The sequence below is a fragment of the Rhodanobacter sp. FW106-PBR-R2A-1-15 genome, from assembly GCF_058789735.1.
On record NZ_JBYTEM010000003.1, the window covers coordinates 182,499 to 199,150 of the forward strand.

14 protein-coding genes and 1 tRNA gene are annotated in these 16,652 nt (G+C 66.6%); 11 read left to right on the top strand and 4 right to left on the bottom strand.

Going from position 1 to position 16,652, the window contains the following annotated elements:
- Nucleotides 1-231: 231 nt before the first annotated feature.
- The 3 genes from nadC to AC3WTD_RS03270 form a co-directional block, all read right to left on the bottom strand.
- Nucleotides 232-1,089, bottom strand: a complete 858-nt coding sequence (nadC, locus tag AC3WTD_RS03260; protein WP_492612897.1) for a carboxylating nicotinate-nucleotide diphosphorylase — start codon at nt 1,087-1,089, stop codon at nt 232-234.
- Nucleotides 1,086-3,344, bottom strand: a complete 2,259-nt coding sequence (locus AC3WTD_RS03265) for a DUF1631 domain-containing protein (protein ID WP_027492064.1) — start codon at nt 3,342-3,344, stop codon at nt 1,086-1,088. Before AC3WTD_RS03265 ends, nadC begins: the two co-directional genes overlap by 4 nt.
- A 123-nt stretch (nt 3,345-3,467) precedes the next feature.
- Nucleotides 3,468-3,737, bottom strand: coding sequence for a Trm112 family protein (locus AC3WTD_RS03270; protein WP_027492063.1), 270 nt, complete (start codon nt 3,735-3,737; stop codon nt 3,468-3,470).
- 58 nt (nt 3,738-3,795) lie between these two features.
- Here AC3WTD_RS03270 and purE point away from each other — a divergent pair, with 58 nt between their 5' ends.
- Together purE and AC3WTD_RS03280 are read left to right on the top strand one after the other, a co-directional pair.
- Nucleotides 3,796-4,299 (top strand): 5-(carboxyamino)imidazole ribonucleotide mutase, encoded by a 504-nt coding sequence (purE, locus tag AC3WTD_RS03275; protein WP_027492062.1) that lies wholly within the window; start codon nt 3,796-3,798, stop codon nt 4,297-4,299.
- A complete protein-coding gene (locus AC3WTD_RS03280) occupies nt 4,296-5,450 on the top strand; it encodes a 5-(carboxyamino)imidazole ribonucleotide synthase (RefSeq protein ID WP_027492061.1) in 1,155 nt (384 codons plus the stop codon). Before purE ends, AC3WTD_RS03280 begins: the two co-directional genes overlap by 4 nt.
- A 69-nt stretch (nt 5,451-5,519) precedes the next feature.
- On the opposite strand, the gene AC3WTD_RS03285 is transcribed toward AC3WTD_RS03280, so the two are convergent.
- Nucleotides 5,520-6,113: a superoxide dismutase gene (locus AC3WTD_RS03285; protein WP_027492060.1), complete on the bottom strand. Its 594-nt coding sequence runs from the start codon at nt 6,111-6,113 to the stop codon at nt 5,520-5,522.
- A 112-nt stretch (nt 6,114-6,225) separates the two neighbouring features.
- Between AC3WTD_RS03285 and grxD the strand changes: the two genes are divergently transcribed.
- From grxD to AC3WTD_RS03330, 9 genes are all read left to right on the top strand, one after another.
- The gene (gene grxD, locus AC3WTD_RS03290) at nt 6,226-6,549 is read left to right on the top strand and encodes a Grx4 family monothiol glutaredoxin (protein ID WP_027492059.1); all 324 of its coding nucleotides are present in this window, start codon (nt 6,226-6,228) and stop codon (nt 6,547-6,549) included.
- Entirely contained in the window at nt 6,546-7,316 is a 771-nt protein-coding gene (locus AC3WTD_RS03295) for an SDR family NAD(P)-dependent oxidoreductase (RefSeq protein ID WP_492612898.1), read from the top strand. The genes grxD and AC3WTD_RS03295 overlap by 4 nt, the downstream gene beginning before the upstream one ends.
- A 60-nt stretch (nt 7,317-7,376) precedes the next feature.
- Nucleotides 7,377-7,976, top strand: coding sequence for a YhgN family NAAT transporter (locus AC3WTD_RS03300; RefSeq protein WP_027492057.1), 600 nt, complete (start codon nt 7,377-7,379; stop codon nt 7,974-7,976).
- Between the two features lie 99 nt (nt 7,977-8,075).
- Nucleotides 8,076-9,788: a bifunctional ornithine lipid synthase OlsF gene (gene olsF / locus AC3WTD_RS03305; RefSeq protein WP_027492056.1), complete on the top strand. Its 1,713-nt coding sequence runs from the start codon at nt 8,076-8,078 to the stop codon at nt 9,786-9,788.
- Nucleotides 9,789-10,141: 353 nt separating this feature from the next.
- Nucleotides 10,142-13,384, top strand: a complete 3,243-nt coding sequence (locus AC3WTD_RS03310; protein WP_492612899.1) for a TonB-dependent receptor — start codon at nt 10,142-10,144, stop codon at nt 13,382-13,384.
- 182 nt (nt 13,385-13,566) lie between these two features.
- Nucleotides 13,567-14,967, top strand: a complete 1,401-nt coding sequence (gene ppnN, locus AC3WTD_RS03315) for a nucleotide 5'-monophosphate nucleosidase PpnN (RefSeq protein WP_027492054.1) — start codon at nt 13,567-13,569, stop codon at nt 14,965-14,967.
- 67 nt (nt 14,968-15,034) lie between these two features.
- A tRNA-Asn gene (locus tag AC3WTD_RS03320) sits at nt 15,035-15,111 on the top strand.
- Between the two features lie 219 nt (nt 15,112-15,330).
- Nucleotides 15,331-16,092 carry a helix-turn-helix domain-containing protein gene (locus AC3WTD_RS03325; RefSeq protein ID WP_027492053.1) on the top strand — a complete coding sequence of 254 codons (762 nt, stop codon included), beginning with the start codon at nt 15,331-15,333 and terminating at the stop codon, nt 16,090-16,092.
- Nucleotides 16,093-16,218: 126 nt separating this feature from the next.
- The coding region (locus tag AC3WTD_RS03330; RefSeq protein ID WP_492612900.1) for a multicopper oxidase domain-containing protein at nt 16,219-16,652 on the top strand (434 nt) is incomplete at its 3' end.

Below are 16,652 nucleotides of genomic sequence, written 5' to 3' on the forward strand. Positions count from 1 at the left end.
GCAAGCTCGGCTCGGAGCTCGTGAAGAAAACCACCTCCTGTGGTTTTCTTCTGTCGCGAGTCCGGTACACGCCCGGACTCGCTCACATGAAACAGTCACTGGCGTGACTGTTTCATGTCCGGCCGTCGGGCAACCGCTCCTGCGTTGCCTCAACTCGGGCATCCATGCCCTCGCCATGCCCTCGCCGTGACCGGTCTGAGAGGTCTGAGAGGTCGAAAAAAACACAACCTCTCAGTCCAGTTGCAGGCGCAGCGATAGGTCGACGGCGTGCACGTGCTTGGTCAGCGCACCGACCGAAATGAAGTCCACGCCGGTGCGGGCGTATTCGCCGATCGTGCCCAGGTCGACGTTGCCGGAGGCTTCCAGCGGCACGCGGCCGGCGGTGCGCCGCACCGCCTCGTGCATCTGCGCCGGCTCGAAATTGTCCAGCATGATCCGGTCCACGCCGGCCTGCAGCGCCTGCTCCAGTTCGTCGAGGTTCTCCACCTCGACTTCGAGCAGCAGGTCCGGGTGCAGGCGGCGCGCCGCCCGTACCGCGGCGGCGATGCCGCCGGCGGCGATGATGTGGTTTTCCTTGACCAGCACCGCGTCGTACAGGCCCATGCGCTGGTTGTGGCCCCCGCCACAGCGCACCGCGTACTTCTGCGCGACGCGCAGGCCGGGAATGGTCTTGCGCGTGTCCAGCACGCGCACCGGGGTGCCGGCGACCGCGGCGACGTACGCGGCGGTCGCCGTGGCAGTGGCTGACAGCAGCTGCAGGAAATTCAGCGCCGAGCGCTCGGCGGTGACCAGCGAGCGGGCATGCCCGGACAGGCGGCAGATCACCGTGCCGGGGGCGGCCCGCTCGCCGTCACGCACCTGCCAGTCGATCCGCACGGCGGGGTCGAGGCGGCGGAAGCAGGCGTCGAACCATGCCGTGCCGGCGATCACCGCCGCGTCGCGGCAGGTCAGTTCGGCATGGGCGCCGGCGGCGGCCGGCAGCAGCCCCGCGGTGGCGTCGCCCGGGCCGAGATCCTCGGCAAAGGCGAGGTCGATGTCGGCGGCGATCTGCGCGGCATCCGGAGCCGCAAACGGCGAGGCTTCGATCATTCGGCGGTGGCGTCCGCCGGCGGCGTGGGGGCATCCGGCTGGCTCAGCTTGTTGACGATCGCGCTCATCGCACGATCGAACAGCGCGTTGGCGGCAAGCAGGCGGGCACGGCCATCGGTGATCAGCACGGTCAGTTCCTGCGGCGAATAATCAGCCACCTTCAGGCCGCGCCGGTTGACGAACAGGTAGCGACCGCTCATCGGGCTGATCCACGACAGCTTGGCGCGGGTCATCGCCTCGTCGGGCAGGCAGAACTCCAGCCAGGTGCCCGGTTGCAGCGCCTGCACCTGGTGCCACTCCGGACTGTCCAGCGGTGCTTCGGCGAGATCTTCCTCGACGCTGTCCGGCGGCGTGGTGCCCTGGTCGATGACCGGCTGGATGCTGTCGGGGATCGCCAGCATCGCGGCATCCTCCTCGACCGCCACGGCCCCGGTGGCGCCCACGGTTTCGCCGAGCCGCTGCCGGTAATAGGTGTGCAACTGGCCCAGCAGGCGCTCGATATCCTGTTCCTGGAACGCCACGTTCGCCAGGCCCTGGCGCAGCGCGCGCTCGATGCCGGGCAGCATCTGGCGCAATGCCTGCCGGCTTTCCGCCGTGGTCGCCGGCTTGGTGCTGGCGATGAAGTCGTCGACGAAGCGCAGCGCGCTCTTGAACTCGGGTGAGCTTTCGCCCTGGCGCAGCAGGGTCAGCACCAGATGGTTGGCCCAGGCGCGGGCGAGCACGCCGTGCACCAGCGGCGGCAGCCTGTGCTCGCCCACGCGGTCGAGGATTTCGCGCGCGGCGCGGCGGCGCGCCTGCTCGAGCTTCTCGCGACCGCGGGTGGATTCGGCCACACGCTGCTCGGCCAGTTCGGAGCGGCGCTTGTTGAGATCCTGGAACTGCTGCAGGTCGAGCAGCAGGCGTTCGAAGATGCCCATGTCGTCGTCGAAGTCGTGCAGCAGCTGGTCGACGATCGACTTCACCTTGTCGTGCAGGCGACGGTCGCGGTCGGATTCTTCGGACCAGCCCTTGGCCTGCTCGGCCAGGCAATCCAGCAGTCGTCGCGCCGGATGCTGGCGGTGCGCGAACAGCTTGCGGTCGAGAATCGCCGCCTTGAGATACGGGATCTGCAGGCGCGCCAGCATCACCTGCATCGTGGCCGGCAGGTTGCGGTCTTCCAGGATGAATTCGAACAGCATGCCGACCAGGTCGATGGTGTCTTCATCGATGGTGGCGACATGGCTGGGCTTCTCGCCGCGCAGCGCACCCAGCTGGGTCAGCAGCTGGCCCTTGAGCTGGAGTACCTCGCGGCTCAATGCGGCGGCATCGCCCGGTTGCGCGTATGGCAGCGGGCCGGCGCTGGCGATCTGGCTCTGCAGCACGCTGAGCGCGCCCAGCAGCTCGTTCGCCGACGGCAGCGGCCCGCTCGGCATCGCATGCATGGCGTTGCCGCCGGTGGCCGGGCCGCGGCGCGCGCTGAACAGCGCGTGCAGGGTCTGCAGCAGGTCGCCGGGAATCTCGCCGGTCGCCTCGCCGGCCGTCTCGGCAGCTGCCTGCGCGGCGCCCGTCGCATCACCGCGCAGCGCTTCATGGCGCAGCTGCGGCAGCACGCCGGCGCGGACCAGCTCGGTGTTGATTTCCTGGTAGAGCTCCTCCAGCGAGGACAGCACGTAGCGATCGAACAGCTTGTAGATGATCAGTTTGACGCGCATGTCGGCGCTGAGCTCGTGCAGCGCCTGGCGGAACGCCTGGGCCAGGATCGACGGCGCCACCGGGTTGCTGGAATCCTCGATCTTGCGGCCGCCGCAGATCACCGACAGGCGCTGGTTGACCGCGAACAGGTCGCGCGCGAGGCGCGCGTCGTTCTTGCTGATCATGCTGGTGATGGCCAGCGATTCCTCCAGCTCGTTGTCGGCCACCAGCGTCAGCTCGGGCGTGCCGAACGGCGAGGCCGGATTGCCCGTGGGCTGCGGGTGGATCAGCTCGCCGATCTGGCGGTTGATCGCGCCGAGGAAGCTGCGCTCCACCGCGGGCCGGCGCTTGCGCACTTCGCGCATGCCGTCGAAGTAATGCATCTGCGCGGCGTTGTTCTCGGCCTTCTCGGCCAGGTCGAACAGGGCATCGTCGACGTGCTCGAAGGCGTTGCCGACCCATTGCTGCAAGCGCTTGCCGGCGATGTTGCGCACAGAGGCGAGCAACTCGCCGACGCGCTCGCTGGCCGGGTCCAGGCGCTGGCTGAGATGGATGACTCGGGATGGATCACTGGCTTCGTTCATCGCCAACCCCTGCAACGTTGGTACGCGATCCGACCTGGGAAGGCGCCGCGCAGGCGTTGACGATAAGGCAAAGCGGGGGCCCGTGTCATGCCTCGGGCGCCCGTCGGGAAGCGTTGTGCGGCCTCAACCGGCGGGGAATCCGTTCAGCTGGGCGGTGCCGATGCCTTCCTCGGGCAGCATCACCGGAATGCCGTCCTCGACCCGGTAGATCACCTTGTGGTCGGTGGTGATCAGGCCTTCGCCGATCCGTTCGCGCACGGCGGCGCCGGCGACGGTGTCGACCTTGCCTGCGCCGATGGCGTCGTTCAGCGCGTCGAGCTCGCGCTTGCCCAACGGACGCAGGGGCATTTTGCTGACCGGGCAGCACAGGATATCGAGCAGACGCTTGTCCATGCTTGCATGTGCGGAGTGGGGAAAGCCCTTACAATAGCCGTTTTTGGACGGCCCGGCCATGACAGGAACAAGCAGGGCGCCGCGTGTCGGCGTGGTGATGGGCTCGCGTTCGGACTGGGAAACCATGCAGCACGCGGCGAACGTGCTGACCGAGTTGGGCGTGGCGCACGAGGTGCGGGTGGTTTCCGCCCACCGCACGCCGGACCTGCTGTTCAGCTACGCCGAACAGGCACCGGCACGCGGAGTGCAGGTGATCATCGCCGGCGCCGGCGGCGCGGCCCACCTGCCGGGCATGCTGGCGGCGAAGACCCGCCTGCCGGTGTTCGGCGTGCCGGTGCAGTCGAAGGCGCTGAACGGGATGGATTCGCTGCTGTCGATCGTGCAGATGCCGGCCGGCGTTCCGGTCGGCACCCTGGCGATCGGTCGGGCCGGCGCGGTGAACGCCGGCCTGCTGGCGGCCGCGGTGCTGGCGCTGCACGATCCGGCGCTGGCTACGTCGCTGGAGCATTGGCGCGCACGCCAGACCGAGGCCGTGCTCGAACAGCCGGACCCGAGCCGATGAGCGATCGGCGGCAGCCCGTGCTGGGCGTACTCGGCGGTGGCCAGCTGGCGCGCATGCTGGCGCTGGCGGCGGCGCCACTGGGCGTAAAAACGCTGGTGGTGGACAACGTGGCCGACGCCTGCGCGGGGCAGGTTGCGCCGCTGGTGGTGGCCGACTGGGCCGACTACGACGCGCTGGAGGCTTTCGCCGCGCAGGTCGACGTGGTCACCTTCGATTTCGAGAACGTGCCGGCCGGGACGGCGCGCTGGCTGGCCGAACGGGTGGCGGTGTCGCCGGCGCCACAGGCGCTGGCGGTGGCGCAGGACCGGCTGGCCGAGAAGACCCTGTTCCGCGAGTGCGGCCTGCACACGCCCGACTTCATGACGGTGGATACGCGCCAGCAGCTGGATCAGGCGCTGGCCGTGATCGGCGTGCCGGCGATCCTCAAGACGCGCCGGCTCGGCTACGACGGCAAGGGCCAGTTCCGCCTGCACGCGCTGACGGATGCGGAGACGGCCTGGGCCGCGCTGGGCGCCCAGGCGGCGAAGCATGGCCTGATCCTGGAAGCCTTGGTGCCGTTCGAGCGCGAGTTGTCGGTGATTGCCGTGCGCGGCCGTGACGGCGATTTCCGCACCTGGCCGCTGACCCGCAACTGGCACGTCGACGGCGTGCTGTCGATGAGCCTGGCACCGGCGCCGGACATCGGGCAGTTGCAGCAGCGCGCCACCGCGCTGGCGCGCACGTTGGCCGAGCGGCTGGGCTACGTCGGCGTATTCGCGCTGGAGCTGTTCGTCAAGGACGGCGAGTTGCTCGGCAACGAGATGGCGCCGCGCGTGCACAACTCCGGCCACTGGACCATCGAGGGCGCGCATACCAGCCAGTTCGAAAACCACGTGCGCGCGGTGCTCGGCCTGCCGCTGGGCGACACCGGCGCGCGCAGCCCGTCGGCCATGTTCAACTGGATCGGCGAGCTGCCCGACGCGTCCGCGCTGCTGCGCACCGTCGACGCGCACTGGCACGACTACGGCAAGCAGGCCCGCCCTGGCCGCAAGGTGGGCCATGCCACGGTGTGCGCGCCGGACGCCCGGCAACTGGCCGCGCGGCTGGGCGCGATTGCCGCAGCGCTCGGGCGCGAGGCGCAGGTGGCGCCGGTGTTGTCCGCGCTCGGTTGAGCGGGGTCGGCGGGGCACAAAAAAACGGAGCCATCAGGCTCCGTTTTTTCTGTCTGTGCCGGGGGAGAATCAGGCCAGGTTGCCGGCCGCGAATTCCCAGTTCACCAGGTTCCAGAACGCCTCGACGTACTTCGGGCGGGCGTTGCGGTAGTCGATGTAGTAGGCATGCTCCCACACGTCGGTGGTGAACAGCGGCTTGTCGCTGCCGGTGATCGGGGTGGCCGCATTGGAAGTGTTGACGATGCCGAGCGAGCCGTCCGGACGCTGCACCAGCCAGGTCCAGCCGGAGCCGAAATTGCCGGCGGCGGACTTGCTGAATTCCTCCTTGAACTTCTCGAACGAGCCGAACGCCTTGTTGATCGCGTCGGCCAGCTTGCCGCTCGGTGCGCCGCCGCCCCGGCCCTGAGGAGCGGGGGGGCTCATCGAATTCCAGTAGAAGGTGTGGTTCCAGACCTGCGCGGCGTTGTTGAACATACCGCCGGAGGATTTCCGGATGATCTCCTCGAGCGGGGCACCGGCGAACTCGGTGCCCTCGATCAGCTTGTTGAGGTTGGTCACGTAGGCCTGGTGGTGCTTGCCGTAGTGGTATTCCAGCGTTTCGGCGGAGATGTGCGGCTCCAGTGCGTTCTTTTCGTACGGCAGCGGAGGAAGTTCGATCGCCATGATGGGGCTCCTTGGAGGTGGCTGGGAGGAAAGGTCGGCGCAGCGGACGGCAGCCGACGGGTGACTGATACAATACCGGCTTGCCTGCATTGTAAAGATGAAACACCGAGCCATGGACATCAACGAGCAAATCAAGTCGATGCTGGCCGAGCATCCCATCGTGCTCTTCATGAAGGGCACGCCCGAGTTTCCGATGTGCGGCTTCTCCAGCCGCGCGGCCAGGGCGCTGGTCGACGCCGGCGCCGTGTTCCATGCAGTGAACGTGCTGGCCGATCCGCAGGTTCGCGCGGCGCTGCCGCACTTCTCGAACTGGCCGACGTTTCCGCAATTGTTCATCCAGGGCGAACTGATCGGCGGCTGCGACGTCATCGAGGACCTGAAGTCCTCCGGCGAGCTGGCCCGCATGGCTTGCGACGTCGCCGGGGTGGCGCCTTGACGACGCTGCGCACGTCGCGCCTGCCCACGGGCTGGCAGCCGGCCGCCGACACCCTGGCCGATCGCGTGGTGCTGGTCACCGGCGCCTACGGCGGGCTCGGCGGCGCGGTGGCGCGGGCCGCGTCGCGCGCCGGCGCCACGGTGGTGATCACCGGCAAGCGCAAGCGCCAGCTGGAACAGCTGTATGACGCCATGCTGGCCGAGGGCCTGGCCGAGCCGGTGATCCATCCGCTGGACATGGAAGTGGCCACGCCGCGCGATTACGCCACGCTGGCCGAAGGGCTGGAACGCGACTTCGGCCGGCTCGACGGCATCGTGCACGCGGCGGTCAGCTTCGGCGGACTGACTCCGATCAGCATGCACAAGCCCGATGCCTGGTTGCGCTCGATGCACGTCAACGTGAACGCGCCGTTCGCACTGACCCAGGCCTGCCTGCCGCTGCTGACCCAGGCTGCCGACAGCGCGGTGGTGTTCGTGCTGGATGATCCCGCGCTGCTGCAGCGCGCGCACTGGGGCGGCTACGGCGCATCGAAGGCGGCGCTGGAACGGTTCGTGGCGATCCTGCACGAGGAGACCGATAGCGGTCCGCTGCGCACCCATGCGATGCTGCCGGCGCCGATGCGCACCGCGCTGCGGCAGCTGGCGTATTTCGGCGAGGACATCCTGCAGCGGCCGTTGCCGGACGCCGCCGCCGCCGCTGCGGTGTACCTGCTCGGCGTGCAGGGCGCCGCGGCACGCGGCACGGTGTTGGACCTGCGGGCCGGTTGATGGTTTTACCGGCGGTGCTGCGGCGCTGCCAGCGAGAAGGGAGTCGAGATGGAATCGCAGATGACCACATTGTCGGCGGGCATCCTGCTGTTCCTGATCATGGACCCGCTGGGCAACATCCCGTTGTTCCTGAGCCTGCTGAAGGAGGTGCCGCCGAAGCGCCGGCGCCGGGTGATGGTGCGCGAGCTGCTGATCGCGCTGGGCGTGCTGCTGGTGTTCCTGTTCGGCGGCCAGTACATCCTCAAGCTGCTGCAGCTGAAGCAGGAGTCGATCAGCATCGCCGGCGGCATCGTGCTGTTCCTGATCGGCATCCGCATGGTGTTTCCGCCGGCCGACGGCAGCGGCATCTTCGGCAAGGCCGGCGGCGGCGAACCGTTCATCGTGCCGATGGCGATTCCCGGCGTGGCCGGCCCCTCGGCGATGGCCGCGTTGCTGCTGCTGACCAACACCCAGCCCGGCCGCACCGCCGACTGGACCATCGCGCTGCTGCTGGCGTGGCTGGCCAGCTCGTTGATCCTGCTCAGTGCCACCTACCTGTTCCGCTGGCTCGGCGAGAGCGTGCTCACCGCGCTGGAGCGCGTGATGGGCATGCTGCTGATCGCATTGTCGGTACAGATGTTCATGGCCGGCGTGGCCGCCTTCCTGCACGAGAGCGTTTGAAACGATGACCTTAAGCTTTGTTGTCGCAGAGCAAGGTTCGCATGATCGTGCGGCTGTCATAATAGGCCGGCAGGATGGGGGGAACCCGAGGAGGCAGACATGCTGAGCATCGAACAGTCCCTTGTCGATCGAGTGCCCTGGTTGGCGCAATACCCGCGTCTGCGCCGACCGATGGCGGGCATGCTGGGGCGGCTGGCCGACGAAGACGGCTTCAACCGCGTGCTGGCCCGGGTCGGTGGTGCCGAAGGCTTCGACTTCGTCGATCGCGTGCTGGACGTGCTCGGCACCAGCCACCACGTCAACCCCGGCGACCTCGAGAACATTCCCATCGACGGCCCGCTGCTGGCGGTGGCCAACCATCCGCTGGGCATGCAGGACGCGCTGGCGCTGCTGCAGCTGATCGGCTCGGTGCGCCGCGACGTGCGCATCCTCGGCAACGACTGGCTGGCGACGGTGCCGCAGCTGGGCCAGTTGCTGCTGCCGGTGGACGTGTTCGGCAAGGGAGCCGCCTCGCGCCTGCGCGGCATCTATCGCGCGCTGGAACATGGCGAGGCGCTGATCGTGTTCCCCGCCGGCGAGGTCTCGCGCATGCGCCCCGGCGGCGTGCGCGACGGCCACTGGTCGGACGGCTTCGCGCGGTTGTCCTTGCGCAGCAAGACGCCGGTGCTGCCGGTACACGTGTCGGCGCGCAATTCGGCCATGTTCTATGGCCTGTCGATGCTGGCCAAGCCGCTGAGCACAGCGATGCTGCCGCGCGAGGCGGTGGCGCCCGGCAAGCGGCGGATCGGTTTCAGCATCGGCGCGCTGGTCAGCGCCGAGGAGCTTGCGCAGCGCAGCGGCGGCTCGCCGAAGCAGGCCGCCAAGCTGATGCGCCGGCACGTCTACCGGGTCGGCCAGCATCGCGGCCTGGTGTTCGGCGGCCAGGCGCCGCTGGCCTTGCCCGAGCCGGCCGCGGAGGTCGCGGCGGAGCTCTCGCGCTGCGAGAAACTGGCTGACCTGGGTGACGGCAAGCAGGCGTGGCTGTTCATGGGGACGCCCGACAGCGCGGTGATGCGCGAGATCGGCCGCCTGCGCGAACTGACCTTCCGCAAGGTCGGCGAAGGCACCGGCGCCCGGCGCGACCTGGACGCCTACGATCCGCATTACGAGCACCTGGTGCTGTGGGACCCGCAGGCGCTGCGCATCGTCGGCGCCTACCGCTTCGGCCACGGCGGCCGCTTGATCGCCGAGCGCGGCATGGGCAGCCTGTACACCTCCAGTCTGTTCGACTATTCGCCAGCGCTGGAATCGCGCCTGGCGCAGGGGCTGGAACTGGGGCGCAGTTTCATTGCGCCGGCGTACTGGCGCTCGCGCGCGCTGGATCAGTTGTGGCAGGGCATCGGCCTGTACCTGCAGCGGCACCCGGAGCTGCGCTATCTGTTCGGCCCGGTGAGCATGTCGATGAGCCTGCCGCGTGAGGCGCGCGAATGGATCGCCGCGGCGCATCAGCATTATTTCGGCGCACCGGGTCTGGCCGCGGCGCGCCAGCCCTTCGTGGTCTCGCCCGAAGTGGTGCAGGGGGTGCGCACGGCGCTGGAGGGGCTGGACGCTGTCGCCGGCCTGGGCAAGCTGAAACACCACCTGGACGCGCTGGGCGTGAGCATGCCGGTGCTGTATCGCCAGTATGTCGATCTGGTCGAACCCGCCGGCGTGCAGTTCTTCGACTTCGGCGAGGACCCGGGTTTCTCCGGCTGCGTGGACGGCCTGGTGATGCTCGACCTGGCCAACCTGAAACCGGCGAAACGTGCGCGTTATCTCGGCAAAAGGGAATGATCCAAGATAGGCGACGGCGCTGGCCTGGCCGCAATGAAGGCGCCAGCTTGGCTCTATCTCATTGAGCAGAAAGGATTCACGTTGCAACCAAGGGAGATTCGATGACCGCCGTTGTCGTGTGACCGTTACAAAAATGTCACACAATATCGTTAAAATCGCTTAACGAGCGCGCGGGCGGGAAGGTCCAGCGAGCGGAAATTTTTGCGGGTCCATGCTCCATGGGGCCGCAGCAATACCAAAACCGGGGTTACGCATCGCGTCTGTACACGCCTGGCACCTGCCGGGCGTGACGGCGTTCTTGACCCCAAGCATGAGTCTTTTTTTCGTTGCGAGCCTGAGGGACGACCCAAGTGATGAATAATCGAATTCGCGCCAAACTCCTGCCGTTTGCCATTGCCTCGTTGCTGGCGGGTGCACCGGCTATGGCACAAAATGTGACTTCATCCGCGGTGAATGGCCGAGTGGTGGATGCCAACGGTCAAGCGGTAACTGGGGCCACAGTGCAAATCGTGCACGTGCCGTCGGGTACCACCAAGATCGTGACGACTGATTCCGACGGTCGCTATGCCGCACAGGGTCTGCGTGTAGGCGGCCCGTTCGACATCACGGCAGCCAAGGCGGGTCTGAGCCAGTCCGAACGGGACAACGTTTACCTGCAGCTGGGCCAGACCTCAGCCATCAACCTGACGATGGCGGCGAGCACGGCCGAGGCGAAGAACCTTGGCGAGGTGACGGTATCCGCATCGACCTTGGCGCAGACGTTCTCGGCGGACAACAAGGGTCTTTCGACCAACGTCTCCGGGCGCAAGCTCGAGACCACGCCGCAGGGCAACCGGTCGATCGACGACATCGCGCGACTCGATCCGCGCATCAACGTGACGGATCAGGGTGACGGCTCGATCTCCGCGGCCGGTCTGCCGAATCGTTACAACAACATCAGCGTCGACGGCATCTCCCAGGGCGACCCGTTTGGCCTCAACGCCAACGGCCTGCCGTACCAGGGGTCGCCGATCTCGGTCGACACAATCGGTGAATACAACATCTCCACCGCCAATTTCGACGTCACGTCGGACACGGTGGGCGCCGACATCAATGCAGTGACCAAGTCTGGCACCAACGAGTTCCACGGGTCGGTCTACTACGCCTACCGCAACGCCAACAAGATGGTGGGTGACGCCGGCTGGCTGGAGAGCAGCGATCGGGGCTACAACTACACTGGCTATCAGCGGGACTGGACCGGTGGCGTGACCGTCGGTGGCCCGATCATCAAGGACAAGCTGTTCTTCTTCTTCTCCGCCGAGCGGGAGAAGACCGTGGGCATCGGCGCCGATTCGGCGAATGGTCTGGACTCGTCGCTGGGCAACGGCCCGTCGACGTCCAACAGGGTTTCCCCGGGCGACCTGCAGCAGGTTATCGATACGGCCAAGGCATTGGGTCTGCAGCCGGGCAGCCTTGGCGCCAGTGGCACCACGCTGGAGGACAAGCGCTATCTCGGCAAGATCGACTGGAACATCACCGACAACCATCGTGCGAGCCTGACCTATCAGTACACCAAGGAAACCCAGCCAATCGTGCAGGGCAACTCGTCCAACACCATTGGCCTGAGCAGCTACTGGTATACCAAGAACAGCCTGACCAAGAACGCCGCACTGCAGTTCTATGACGACTGGACACCCAACTTCTCCACCGAGGCGAAGATCAGCTACCAGTCGTTCGAGCAACTGGCGGGCAACGCGTTGAACCAGCCGCAGGTGAGGGTCTACCTGTCGCCCAACAGCAAGGGGCCGTCTGTCTATCTGGGCGAGGACCAGTATCGCCACGAGAACGCGATCAACACCAAGAAATGGTCCGCCTTCCTCGCCGGTACGTTCTATCTCGGCGACCATACGATCAAGGGCGGCATCGACTACCAGCGCAACGAGATCTACAACCTGTTCGGGCGTACCGAACATGGCAACTACACGTTCTACGGCCTGAACAACTTTGCCCAGGGCAAATACGACTCGTATTACCTGTACCAGCCGGCACCGGGCTACACGTTGAATGACGTGGCTGCGACCTGGACCTACAGCCAGTTCAGCCCGTTCCTGCAGGATACCTGGCAGGTCAACAACAACCTGTCGCTGACCTACGGCGTGCGCGTGAACATTCCGCATGCGAATCATGCACCGCTGTACAACGCGGCTTTCGAACGGACCTTCGGCTACCCAAACAACACCAAGCTGGGCACCAAGAACAAGGTGGTCGAGCCGCGCCTGGCCTTCAACTACAGCTTCGACACCGAGCGCATGACGCAGCTGCGCGGCGGCGTCGGCCTGTTCCAGACCGTGCCGCCGACGGTGTGGATGACCAACCCGTACCAGAACAACGGCCTGACCGTGGCGAGCTACTCCTCGTTCGATCCGGCGACGGCACCGTTCAGCCCGAACCCCTATGGCCAGAACATTCCGACAGGCACGCAGAGCCAGCCGGCGGCAGTGGTCGATACCATCGACCCGAACTTCAAGCTGCCGAGCGTCTGGAAGGCCACGCTGGCGTTCGATCGCGAATTGCCGTGGTGGGGCATGGTCGGCACGGTGGAGTTGCAGCACATCAAGGTGCGCAACGGCATCTTCTACCAGGCGATCAATATCGGCGCTCCGACCGGCCTGTTGCCGGATGGTCGCGAACAGTACTGGGCCAGGCCGGGCCAGGCTGCGTCAAGCAGGGATGCTGCCGCAAATCGCAACAAGGCGTTCGACAGGCAATCGACCTTGCTGACCAACACCCAGAAGGGCAAGTCGGACAGCCTGACGCTGAGCTTGTCCAAGCCGTTCTCGGAAAACTGGTTTGGCGACGTCAGTTTCACCATGACTCATGCGACGGACGTCAACCCGGGCAACAGCTCGCAGGCCTTCTCGGGTTACCAGTACGTGGTGCGCAAGAATGTCAACGACGAAGTGGCCGGTACCGCCGACCGGAACACCGCCAGGACGGTGAAGGCCTCGCTGACCTGGCAGCACGCGTTCTTCGGTGACTACAAGACCTCAGTGTCGGCCTTCTACAGCGGCCACAGCGGCTTGCCCTACAGCTGGATCTTCTCCGGCGATGCCAACGGCGACGGCATCTTCTACCAGGATCCGATCTATATCCCGACGATCGGCGATTCGAAGGTCAGCTACGGCAAGGCTTCGCCCCAGCTGATCCAGCAGTTCCAGGATTTCGTCTCCGGCAACAAGTACCTCAATGCGCATCGGGGCCAGATTGCCTCTCGCAATGGCGATCATTATGGCTGGGTGAACCAGCTCGACATGAGCTTCTCGCAGGAGATCCCGGGTCTCTTCAAGGGCAACAAGGGCGTGGTACGGCTGGACGTGTACAACTTCCTGAACCTGCTCGACAAGAAATGGGGGCAGACGGTCAACACGCAGTACAACACGCGCACGCTGGCCGGTTATGACGGCGTCAACGCGCAGGGTCAGTACATCTACTCCCTGCCGACCGACAAGAGCGGCAACTACCAGCCGCAGCAGCTGATCCGCTATGACGCCGGCAGCAACCCGACCCGTGTCGTCTCGCGCTGGTCGGCCATGCTGACTCTTCGCTACACCTTCTGATCCTGACTTCAGGATTCGATCCGAAAGCGATCAGCCGGTGCCCGCGAGGGCACCGGCTTTTTTCTGGCCGGTGCGAATGCGCGGACTTGGGACTACCACTTGACCCTGTTCGGCGTATGGCCTGAAGCTACGCGACCGGCTCTGCGGAAAGCGGGGCATGGCGCAAGAACTATGGAGACTCGATGAACACCCGTTACGCCGATCCTTCCGGTACCACCAGCACCGTCAGCGCCCGCATCTCGCCGATCGGCGGCCTGGACGTCCTTTCCCGCAACGAAGTGGCGCGCCTGCGCGGTGCCAGCGGCTCGGGCCTGCACGTGCTGCTGCGGCGTTGCGCACTGGCGGTGCTGACCTCCGGCAACGTCAGCGACGACCCGCGCGCGATCCTGGAGCAGTACCCGGATTTCGACATCCAGGTGCTGCAGCAGGATCGCGGCATGAAGATCGAGCTGTCCAACGCGCCGGCGCAGGCGTTCGTGGACGGCCAGATCATCCGCGGCATCAACGAGCTGCTGGTCGCGGTGGTGCGCGACATCGTGTACGTGTCGACCCAGCTGGAACAGATCGGCTTCGACCTGGACGCGTCCGCTGCGCTGACCCAGAGCGTGTTCGAGATCCTGCGCAACGCGCGCATCCTCAAGCCGCAGGTCGATCCGAACCTGGTGGTGTGCTGGGGCGGCCATTCGATCTCGCGCGAGGAGTACGACTACACCAAGCTGGTCGGCTACCAGCTCGGCCTGCGCGGGCTGGACATCTGCACCGGCTGCGGCCCGGGCGCGATGAAGGGGCCGATGAAGGGCGCCACCATCTCGCACGCCAAGCAGCGGCGCCGGCACAACCGCTATATCGGCATCACCGAGCCGGGCATCATCGCGGCCGAGTCGCCGAACCCGATCGTCAACCACCTGGTGATCATGCCGGACATCGAGAAGCGGCTGGAGGCGTTCGTGCGTCTGGGCCACGGCATCATCGTGTTCCCCGGTGGCGTCGGCACGGCCGAGGAGATCCTCTACCTGCTCGGCATCCTGCTGCACCCGGACAACGCCAGCACGCCGTTCCCGCTGATCTTCACCGGTCCGCGCCAGTCGGCCGCCTATTTCGAGCAGATTGACCGCTTTCTGCGGCTCAGCCTGGGCGACGGGGTGGCCCGGCATTACCAGATCGTCGTGGACGACCCGGAAACGGTGGCGCGCATGATGATCAAGGGCCTGGAGAAAGTGCGCCACAACCGGCTCGACACCAAGGATGCATTCTTCTTCAACTGGGCGCTGCGGATTCCGCTGGAGTTCCAGCAGCCGTTCCGCCCGACCCACGAGGCGATGCGCGCACTGCAGATTCACCACGAGCGTCCGCGGCACGAGCTGGCGGCCGACCTGCGCCGGGCGTTTTCCGGCATCGTCGCCGGCAACGTGAAGGAAGAGGGCATACAGGCGATCGAGCAGCACGGCCCGTTCGCCATCGACGGCGACGCGGACATCATGCGGGCGCTGGACAAGCTGCTGCAGGCCTTTGTCGACCAGCACCGCATGAAGCTTCCCGGCGGTACCGCATACGTGCCGTGCTACCGGGTGCTGAGCGCCTGACGAAGCGCGGCGACGGTCCGGCGCGGCTTGACAGTTCGCCGGGTGCTCAGCAAACTACGCAGCTCCCGCCCGAATAGCTCAGCCGGTTAGAGCACTTGACTGTTAATCAGGGGGTCGTTGGTTCGAGTCCAACTTCGGGCGCCAGATGCAAGCCAGGGGCCGGCAGTGATGCCGGCCCTTGTTCTTTCCGGGGCCGGCAAAACCGGGCGTAGACGTTGCTGCGACGTCATGCCCCGTGGCAATCGCCACCGCAATCGCCGCCGTTGCGTATCATCGCGATATATTCCGCCTCATGTTGACGTGATGGCTGCAACCTGACGCCATCACGCCCGAGCCCCCACGCGCGATCCCCACAGGTTCCCCATGCGCCGCAATCATCCGGCAGGCCGCCTGCCCGAACCGCCCAGCCCGATCGCCGACGACGGCGACGAGACGCACTTCTGCCGCACCTGTGCGTTCTCCGGCGCGTGCATCGCCGAAGGTTACGGCAAGCCGGAGCTGGTCGAGCTGCATTGCCTGGTCGAACACGTCGGGCCATTCCATGCCGGTGAGCACATTTTCCGTACCGGCGATCCGTTCCGCTCGATCTTCGCGGTGCGCGCCGGCACGGTGAAGACCAGCATGGTCGATCCCGCCGGGCGCGAGCAGGTGCTCGGCTTCTACCTGCCCGGCGAGGTGATCGGCCTCAACGCGATCTACCCGGATCGGTTCCCGTGCGATGCGATGGCGCTGGATACTGCGTATTTCTGCCGCTTCTCGTTCCCCGCGATGAGCGCGCTGGCCACGCGCATGCCGGCGGTGCAGCAGCGGCTGTTCCGGCTGATCAGCAAGGAGCTGGGCATGGCCACCCTGCTGGCCGGCGACCACAATGCCGACGTGCGCATGGCTGCTTTCCTCACCGACCTGGCCGCGCGCTACAAGGAACGCGGCTTCTCCGGCACGCGCTTCCATCTCAGCATGTCGCGCGGCGACATCGCCAACTACCTGCGGCTGGCGGCCGAGACGGTGAGCCGCGTGCTCAGCCGGTTCCGCCAGCAGGGCCTGATCGAACTGGAGGGGCGCGAAATGGTGTTGCGCGACCCCGAAAGGCTGTGCGCGATCGGCAAGAATCTGCTGCCGCAGTGAGCGTCTCCGCGGCGGCTGTGGCGGCTTGACGCAGTAGCCGTTTTCCATCGGCAGGGATGACATATGTCAAGCGCGATTCGCGACGCCTCCCTAGGCTCTGCGCGCAGAAACCACAGGGAGACACCCATGTCACGTTCGTTGTTCCTTGTTCTTGCCGCGGCAGGCGCGTTGGCGCTTGCCGGCTGCTCCGGCAAGCCGTCCGCGGTATCGCCGGTGGGGGAGGCTGACGCCAGCCCCAGCCCCGCCGCGATCGCCGCCACCCATGGCGACTTCGGTCCGCCGCAGGGCGAGCCGATCCACGCCGTGCTGACCAGTCCGCCGCACGTGCCGCCGCCGGTCAACCGCAACCATCCGGCCAAGGTGATCGTCGAGCTGGAGGTGGTGGAGAAGGAGATGCCGATCTCCGAAGGCGTCAGCTACACGTTCTGGACCTTCGGCGGCACCGTGCCGGGCAGCTTCATCCGCGTGCGCCAGGGCGACACCGTGGAGTTCCACCTGAAGAACGCGCCGGACAGCAAGATGCCGCACAACATCGACCTGCACGGGGTGACCGGGCCGGG